Annotated in this window: 8 protein-coding genes and 1 tRNA gene; 3 read left to right on the plus strand and 6 right to left on the minus strand. The window is 69.7% G+C overall.

What is annotated here, in order from left to right:
• Nucleotides 1–222: 222 nt before the first annotated feature.
• Nucleotides 223–861, minus strand: a complete 639-nt coding sequence (locus tag ACWF94_RS26000) for a DUF4352 domain-containing protein (RefSeq protein WP_453493165.1) — start codon at nucleotides 859–861, stop codon at nucleotides 223–225.
• Nucleotides 862–1,248: 387 nt separating this feature from the next.
• Nucleotides 1,249–1,899, minus strand: coding sequence for a DNA alkylation repair protein (locus ACWF94_RS26005; protein ID WP_453493182.1), 651 nt, complete (start codon nucleotides 1,897–1,899; stop codon nucleotides 1,249–1,251).
• Nucleotides 1,900–2,154: 255 nt separating this feature from the next.
• Between ACWF94_RS26005 and ACWF94_RS26010 the strand changes: the two genes are divergently transcribed.
• The gene (locus ACWF94_RS26010; RefSeq protein ID WP_453493168.1) at nucleotides 2,155–2,562 is read left to right on the plus strand and encodes a hypothetical protein; all 408 of its coding nucleotides are present in this window, start codon (nucleotides 2,155–2,157) and stop codon (nucleotides 2,560–2,562) included.
• A gap of 18 nt (nucleotides 2,563–2,580) precedes the next feature.
• Here ACWF94_RS26010 and ACWF94_RS26015 read toward each other — a convergent pair whose 3' ends face one another.
• Nucleotides 2,581–3,033 carry an iron chaperone gene (locus tag ACWF94_RS26015; protein ID WP_453493171.1) on the minus strand — a complete coding sequence of 151 codons (453 nt, stop codon included), beginning with the start codon at nucleotides 3,031–3,033 and terminating at the stop codon, nucleotides 2,581–2,583.
• A gap of 447 nt (nucleotides 3,034–3,480) precedes the next feature.
• On the opposite strand from ACWF94_RS26015, the gene ACWF94_RS26020 reads away from it, so the two are divergent.
• The gene (locus ACWF94_RS26020) at nucleotides 3,481–3,615 is read left to right on the plus strand and encodes a DLW-39 family protein (protein WP_003958712.1); all 135 of its coding nucleotides are present in this window, start codon (nucleotides 3,481–3,483) and stop codon (nucleotides 3,613–3,615) included.
• A gap of 225 nt (nucleotides 3,616–3,840) precedes the next feature.
• Here the strand turns inward: ACWF94_RS26020 and ACWF94_RS26025 are convergent, their stop codons facing one another.
• Together ACWF94_RS26025 and ACWF94_RS26030 are read right to left on the minus strand one after the other, a co-directional pair.
• Nucleotides 3,841–5,400 (minus strand): protein kinase domain-containing protein, encoded by a 1,560-nt coding sequence (locus ACWF94_RS26025; RefSeq protein WP_453493174.1) that lies wholly within the window; start codon nucleotides 5,398–5,400, stop codon nucleotides 3,841–3,843.
• A 62-nt stretch (nucleotides 5,401–5,462) separates the two neighbouring features.
• Complete coding sequence (locus tag ACWF94_RS26030; RefSeq protein ID WP_453493177.1) at nucleotides 5,463–6,011, minus strand: helix-turn-helix domain-containing protein; 549 nt, start codon at nucleotides 6,009–6,011, stop codon at nucleotides 5,463–5,465.
• A gap of 182 nt (nucleotides 6,012–6,193) precedes the next feature.
• Here ACWF94_RS26030 and ACWF94_RS26035 point away from each other — a divergent pair.
• Nucleotides 6,194–6,266 (plus strand) — tRNA-Ala (locus tag ACWF94_RS26035).
• Between the two features lie 256 nt (nucleotides 6,267–6,522).
• Here ACWF94_RS26035 and ACWF94_RS26040 read toward each other — a convergent pair.
• Nucleotides 6,523–8,270 (minus strand): protein-arginine deiminase domain-containing protein (locus ACWF94_RS26040; RefSeq protein WP_453493180.1); only part of this gene is annotated, 1,748 nt, incomplete at its 5' end.

An 8,270-nucleotide genomic window follows, 5' to 3' on the forward strand; every position in this document is an offset into this window, starting at 1 on the left:
GGTTCAAATCCTGTTAGCCCCACCAGCCAAAAGACCCCCAGGCGATCAAGCCTGGGGGTCTTTGTCATCAACGGATGACACCAACGGATGACATCAGCCGAGGTGAGGGCGTTTCCCCTCCTGGGAGGCGCCCTCACCTCATGTTGTCCTTCGGGAGGAGTTGTTTCCGGGCACGCCGGAGGCGGTTTCGGTTTCGGACGAGGCGTGTCGTCTCCGACGCGGTCAGTTCACGTTGCCGCGCACGCTGTCGCCGATCAGGCCGTCGACGTAGGTCACGTATTTCGGGGTGAAGGAGCCCTTGCCGGTGATGATGCCGGTGGTGTTCTCGCCGGGGGCGAGGTCCATCGTGTCGATCTGGTTCTCGTCGACGGCCAGCTCTGCGCTGTGTTTGGTGCCGCTGGTGTCGGTGATCGTGAAGTACAGCGGGTTGATGTCGATCTTCTTGGTGCTGTTGTTCGTGACCGTGACCTTCACGCTGGTGTACTCGCCGCCGTCGTGCAGGATGCCCGGTGTGAAGCGGGCTTTGGCCGCCGTGACCTTCACCTCGGCTTCCGGCGCGGCCTGCTTCTTGGGCTCTGCCTTCTTCTTCTCCGGCTCGGCCGCCTTCGGTGCCTTCGACGGCTGCGCCGGGGCTTCGGCGGTCGGGGTGGCCTTCTTGCCCTTGGCGGTGGCGGCGTCGTCGTCCGAGAGGGCGGCGCCGAGGATGCCGAGCAGGAGGAGGCCGCCGACGACGCTGCCGATGACGATGGCGACGACCGCCCCGGTGGACATGCTCTTCTTCGGCGGGCGGGGTGGTTGGTAGGGCGCTGGGCCTTGGTGCGGCTGGTAGGGCTGTTGTGGGCCCGGGTACTGCTGGCTCATACGCGCCATTCCCGTCAATGCGGTGCCGGATGGAATGTGGGGGGACCGTGAATGTATCGGTGACGGACCGTGAACAGGAGACGTGCCGGGGATTCCGTTACCTCACCGGTACGCGGTGTGCGCGTGGGTGCGCCCCATCGGTGGGTGGTGGTCCGGCGAGGGCGGCCAGAGGGCCTTCCTCTCGCCATGAGCAGAGGGCCTTCCCCTCACCATGAGGGGCAGGGCAGCGGCCTGTGCCGGCGCGCAGATGACGGCGAAGGCGGCTGCCTTAAGGCCGCGCCGGATCAAACGGAGTACGGACACGCTGCATTCGCACACCGGCTCCGGGAAAGGCGGTTCCGGGAGAAGCCGCCCCGGGAGTGACGGCCCCGGGAGAACAGCGCAACCTCACTGCCGGCGCACCATCTCGGCGATCCAGACGGGGGCGAACGGAGATGTGCAGCCCGGGGAAGTCGGGTAGTCCTTGAGCACCTCCAGGCGCTCGCCGATGCCGATCGCGCGGGTGCGGTGCTCGGCGTGGTCGATCCCGATCTGAGCCAGGCAGTGGTTCATCGCCCACTGCAGGCGATCCGGGGCGTCCTTCATGTCCGCCTCGATGACATCGAGCAGTCCTGGCAGGTCGAGGTCTTCGGGCGTCTTCGTCACGCGTTCGGTGGTCAGGGCCCAGCCGGCGCTCGCGACCACCGGATCCGGATCGGCGGACCAGGTCAGGCGCAGCTCTTCGGCGTGCGGGTTCTTCTTCACCACGTAGTTTACGAGCCAGCCGTGCACCTTGGGTGTGCGCGCCTGGCGCAGCATGATGTCCAACTCGTCACGCTCGAACCCCTTCGGGCGGCAGATCAGGATCGCGAGCAGTCTCGCCGCGGTGTCATCCGTCTCCCACAGCCTGTGCGCGAGTTCCTGCTGAGTCTTCAGCCGCTTGGCGAGCGCGCGCAGCTTGCCGAGGTTCACACCGTGATCGTCGCCGTGTTTCTCGTTCACCTCGCGTGTGCGCGGGTCGTCGAGTTCGGCCAGTTCGGCCATCACCTCGGCCACCATCGTCTCGGTCGGTGTCGTCCCGGCCACCTCAGTCTCCTGTCCCTCATGTGCGGGATTCAGCCTACGACGGCGGGTCACCGGCGCCGCGGCCGGTGACCGAACGTGTGCGTCGTCTATTACTCGCCGATCGCGTCCGCAGCACGCACCGGGGCCTGGGCCGACCGAGCAGACTGGAACGACGAGGCGACATGGACGGGTGGCGCCTGCTGTCGGGGCCTGCGGTGAGTTCCCCGCGGGGCCTTCCCTTGAAGGAGAATGATGCGTCGCACGTGCTTACTCGCCCTGCTGCTGGCCGCTGGACTGCTGTCCGGCTGTGGCCTCCTGGAAGCGAAACCGGAGGGCGAGCGGATTGTTCCACCGCGGTTCCCCGTACCCACTGCGGAAGGGATGGCCGTCTCCGATGCGGAGACCTTCACCGCCTGGGTCAAAGAGAACGGCAGCCAGGAACAGCGCACCGCTGTCGTCGGGCACATCGGCATGATCACCGGCACCTGGGAGAACCCACACGACCTGGGCATGTTGATCACCGATCACACCGACGAGAACACGGCCAGAACCGTCGCCGACACCTTCGCCACGTGGGGGGACCATGCCGACCACGACATTCGCACCGCTGTCTACGGCAAGGGCGGCGACCTGCTGTACACCCGGGAGCCGGAGTAGCCCCGGGCCATACGCGGTTCAGCTCACCGCTTGCTTCACGAGTGCGGCGATCCGTGCCTCGGCCTCGGGGGTCACCTCGGTCAGGGCGAAAGAGGTGGGCCACATGGTGCCGTCATCCAGCTTTGCCGGGTCGTTGAAACCGAGAGTCGCGTACCGCGACTTGAATTTGGCGGCGCTCTGGAAGAAGCAGACGATCTTGCCGTCCAGTGCGTAGGCCGGCATTCCGTACCAGAGCTTCGGGGCGAGGGCAGGGGCGCTGGCCGTGACGACGGCATGGACGCGTTCGGCCGTGATCCGGTCCGGGTCCGGCATCTCGGCGATCTTCGTGAGTACGTCGCGCGCCTCCTCCGCCGCCTTGTCCGCGCGCGATCTGCGGCGTGCCGAGGTCTTGAGTTCCTGGGCGTGCTCCTTCATCGCGGCCCGCTCTTCGGCCGTGAATCCGTCGTGCCCACTGTTCTCGGAGCTGCTCATGGCAGACCTCCCCTTAGGGATCTCGTTCTGGCCGGACCGTGGGAAAACGACCCTGACCCGGCGTACGGACATGGGGCCCATCATCCCTCCGCCGGGCCGACGGCGCACCGAACGCGGCTCGGGGCCGCCCGCCCGGCCGTGCCCCCGTACGCGCCAGGGTGGAGGATCAGTCGTAGGCGGCCGAAGCGAGCGCCTTTCACCTGCGCAAACTCCAGCCGAAACAGGTAGGGCCCATTTCTGGCCGGGATGCGGCCGTTGGTTGGCATCCGGTTAGCCCCACGGTGTCGACTCCGCCCGTACGGAGTGACTTCGTACGGGCGGATCGCGTTGTTGAGGCGTCCGGTTGGGCCGTGGGCAAGACGTACGTAGGTCACCGATCGGTATCGGTCGGTGTGTATAGTCGGGCGGCAGAAGTCCTCATACGTCAAGGAAAGACGAGGTCGCGCGGTGAAGAAGCTTCTCCTGGTCGCACTGGCCGCCATCGGCGGGCTCCTCGTGTACCGCCAGATCCAGGCGGATCGCGCCGAGCAGGATCTGTGGACGGAGGCGACCGACTCCGTGCCCGCAGGTTCGGGTGTGTGAGACGCAGCAGTCTTGGGTGAAGCCCCGGTCGCCTGGAGCGGCCGGGGCTTCGTGCTGTCCGGGGCCGGATCTCGACACAGCGAGTCCATTCGCGACAGCAAATCGAACGCTTGCGTTAGTGAACTTCAGAGGGTGCCGTCGATCGGCAGGACACCTCCGGGCCGCCCCGGTGACCTGCCCCTCTGCGCCCGCGCCCGCACCTCGCTGTGCGCGGCGGCCGGGACATCAGGTCTGGGCCAGTGCCCAGAAGCCCACGGCGAAACACACCATCGCGAGCAGCAGCACCGGGACAGCGACCTTCAGCGGCGGCCCCTGGCGTCTGCGGGCCGCCCGGGGAACCGGCGTCCCCGGGCGCGGGACCTGGGGGCTCTGGGCGGTGTACGTGTGAGTGGGGGTTGTCTGATACGGCACCGGGGAGGTCGGCGCGGTTCCCGGCTGCGACGGGTCGGACCCGTAGGCGTAGAAGAGGGACTCACCGTGCGCGGGCAGGGGCTCGGGTGCGGGCACGGGCGCCGGGGCGGGCATCGGCGCGGGAGCCGGTGTCGGCTCCGTGGCCGCGGGCCTGGCCATGGGGGGCGGCGTGGCCGGCTGGACCGGGTGCGGCGGCGGTGTGGGCGGCTGCTGCGGTGGCGGCGGCACCGGGAAGCCGCCCGTCGGCGTCGGCGGATGCGGCGGCTGTACGAGGGGAGGTACGGCGGCCTGCGCACCGCTGGGCGGCTGTACGAGGGGAGGTACGGCGGCCTGCGCACCGCTGGGCGGCTGTACGAGGGGAGGTACGGCGGCCTGCGCACCGCTGGGCGTCTGCGGGGTGCCGGGCCCGGTGGTGTGGTCGGGCGCCGGGGCGTGCGGGATGCCCGGTGCGCTGCCGGGGGGCTGGAGCGCGGAGGGTTCCGGCGCGGCGGAGTTCTCGGGTCCGTCGGGGCCGAACCCTGAGGGAAGCGGCCCCAGTTGGTCGAAGATCTCGACCGGCTCGTCGTCGGGACCGGGCTCCGGCAACATCTCACCGGCCGTCGCGAGAGCCTTGCGCGCCCCGGTGGCGGTACGGAAGCGGGAATCCGGGTCCGGCTGAAGGAGCCCGGCCAGCACCTGCCACAGCGGTTCCGGGATGCCCTGGGGCGCGCCGGGGGTGCCCCGGCCGGCGAAGTGCTCGATGAGGGCCCGGGAGTCCGGTTTCTGGCCTTCGAGGAGATAGAGCGCGACCAGTCCGACCGCGAAGAGATCGGCGGTGAAGTCCGGCTCGGCGCCCCGCATCTGCTCGGGGGCGAAGTAACCGGGCGTACCCACCACATAGTTGGTCTCGGTCAGCCGGGGTTCGCCCTTGCGCATCGAGATCCCGAAGTCGGACAGCCGCAGATGCGGCCGTCCGGTTCCGGTGGCCTCCAGCAGGATGTTCGCCGGCTTGATGTCGCGGTGCACGACCCCCTCCGCGTGCACCGCGGCGAGTCCGGACAGCAGCTGATCGAGCAGGGTGCACACATAGCGGGGCGGCAGCGGGCCGTAGTCGCCGATCACATGCGCCAGTGAGCCACCGCTCACCAGGTCCATGGTGAACAGCACCTTGTCGTCGTCCGCCGCCCAGCTCGCCGGGGCGAGGACATGCGGATGGTCGATCCTCAGGGCCTGCTCGCGGACGAAGCGCAGCAGAGTGTGCGCATCGCTCTGCTGAAGCACCTTGGCCGCCACATAGCGACGGCGCCGGTGGTCCCAGGCACGCCAGACCGCGCCGACACCACCGCGCCCGATCGGGTCGACCAGTTCGTACCGGCCGGCGAAGACCTCACCCATGGCGCTGCGTCCGCTCCCCGTTCCCTCATGAGGCGTTGGTGCTGCTCGGTCCGCCTCGGTGGTCAGCTCTGGTGCGCCTCGTAGTGGGCGACGGCGTCCGCGGTGCGCCCGGCCCCGTACACCCTGAGGAACTCTGCCAGTTCCGGATGGGTCGGGGCGAGTGAGTCCGCGGCCTCGATGATGTCCCCGGCGGCGGACACGGACCGCAGCAGCGACTGGATCTCCCGCACCACCCGGCGCACCGTCGGTGCCCCCGAGCTGTTGGTGGTCTGGCTGGTGCCGGTCAGCACGGATCCCCCCTGCGACTTCTTGACCTCTTCCATCCGGTCGGTGGCCTCCACGGCGCTGACACTGCCGTCCGCGACCTGGCTCGCCAACTCCTGGAGCGCCTGGACGCGTTGGACCACCGCCGGGTTGCCGATCTTGGCGCGCTGGCCGCTCATCAGCTGGGAGAGCATCGGAGCCGACAGTCCGAGGACGGCGGCGAGACGGGCCTGGTTCAGCCCCAGATCGTCGATCAGCCTGCGGAAGAGGGCCCCCAGCGGCTCCCCGTACCAGCTGCGCTGCAGCTCTCTGGCTCTGGCTGTGGTTTCCTGCTGAGCGGCGTCCATGTGCGTCTCCCCATCGCTTCCCCAAGCGGGCTTCGCTGCTGCGAACCTTGTGGTGCATCTTACGGAGAGTGGTCGTCCCTCGGCAGCCCCAATCCTTTTGCGGGATCACGGGGGTCACCCGGTACTCTGGTCTGCGGCGGGGGCCGAAACGCCTGGTCGTTGCTCGGCCGTACCCACCGTCCGGGGCCTTAGCTCAGTTGGTAGAGCGCTGTCTTTGCATGGCAGATGTCAGGGGTTCGACTCCCCTAGGCTCCACTTCCAAAAAGCTCCCTCGACCTGCGAGAACGCAGATCGAGGGAGCTGTTCTGCCGAGGGAGCGGTTCTGCCCGGGTGCCCGGTGCCCGAGTGCCCAAGGTGCTGGTGCCGAGGGCGTCGGCCGGGGGTGCTCTTCACCGGCCGGGGAGGCCGACGCCGCCGGGTGTCCCGCGCGGCCGTGGGCCGCGGGACGATCACCTTGGTCGGGCCTCCGCGCACCGGCTCGTACGCGGGAGGGGTCTGTCGGGCCGGGTGGCTACGACCGCTTCCACCACGGCCTGGAGGTGTCCCGCAGTGTGTTGGTTCCGCAGTGCACCTCACCCGAGCCCCGGTGGTACGTGTACCAGTCGTCGATGTACGCCGTGGTGAAACCCGCACGGGCGTACGCGGCGCTCACGGCCGTCCCGAAGAGGTCCTTGCCGCCGATGACCGGGCCCCACTGCCGGGCGGACAGATAGCGGGAGTCGCTCAGGACGACGCCGTTGACCGCGCCCGGGACGTACGCACCGGCCTTCCGGGTACCGGGGGCCGCCCGGTCGCCCGCGGACGACTGAGGGCCGCCGCTGGTGCTGCCGCCGCTGCCGCCGCTGCCGCGCGGGGACCGGTCGAAGACGTCCCCGCCGAGCTGGCGGAGCTTACGGCTGCTGGTCAGCCCTGACCTGCTCAGGTCGCCGCGGGTGTACAGGCCCGGCAGCCGGATGATCTCGGCGTCGGTGACACCCGTCTCCGCCTTAAGGATGCGCAGAGCGGCGTCGATCCGCTCGGCCGCCAGCCTGTTGTCGTCCTGGAAGGCCGGGCCGTCGAGCACCTGGTCGATGGTCTCCTTGGGCGCGGCCCAGCCGAACTTCCCCGGTACGGAGAACATCCGCTGTGCGCCGTGGCCTTCGGCGCGGGCCTTGCGCAGCAGCGCGACTCCCGCGCGCGGGTCGGCGACGCCGATCCGCCAGCCGCGCGCGGTCCTGGCGGGCAGGAACTGGATGAACTCGTCCACATGCCCCACCTCCAGCCAGCCCGTGTCGAGGAACAGCGGCGACTGGGCACCCTGTGAGGAGAGGAAGGTCCGCATCGACCCTGCGGGCAGGGACCCGGTGTCGGGGCGGTGGCCCATGATGATGCGCCCGGCCGGGTACTCCTTGCCCCGGTGGGCGTAGGGCGGGATGGTCTCCAGATTGCCCATGGAGTTGAGCGTCCACTCCTCGGTGGGCCGCGGGTCGGCGACCTGGACGACGCCCACATCCTTGCCGCGCAGCTTCTCGAAGAGTTCGCGCCCGGCCCGGCGGTCGGGCTGCGCGGAGCGGATCAGTACGCGCAGGGAGTGGATCCGGCCACCCGGTCCTGTCATGCCGACATAGCCGGGCTCGACGAAGTCCTGTGCCCACGGGTCGCCGTACGAGGTGAACTTCCGCACCGGCGCGGTGATGCCCGCAGCCTTCACCTCGCGCTCCACAGAGGTGACGAAGCGGTGCTGCTCGGCTGTCAGTTCCGGATCGTCGGGCAGCGGGGGCACCTTGGTGACCAGGACTTCCTGGGCCTTCTGCCGGTGGTGGTGGGTGAGGACCGGCGCGGTCTTCAGCAGGACGTCGTCCCGCGCGGTGGTCCTGCCCCGGGTGACGCTGAAGCGGACCAGGACCCTGCCGTCCCAGACCTTGGCGTCCCGCACCACATCGGTGGCCTCGATGCCCAGCTCCACACCGGAGCGCAGTTCGGCCGTGGTCAGCCGGGCCGCCGGCGTCAGGTGCTGCCACCGGCCCGCCCGCTTGATGAACAGCCGTGCCCTGGCCTTGCCGACGAAGGCGACCCTGCCCGTGGTGCCGGCCGCGGCCCTGCGGTTCGGTACGGTACGCAGCCGCGCCAGGTCGGCCGCGTCGCTCGCCCCGTTCACCACCGTGTCCGCCGCGTCGTTGCATCCGGCGAGCTGAGCGTCGGTCAGCGGCCTGCCCGCGCGGTCGCGTACCGGGCAGCGCCTGGTGTCGTCGTCGATGTTCGGCAGCAGTACCGCGCCCC

The organism is Streptomyces sp. NPDC055078 (genome assembly GCF_053607985.1).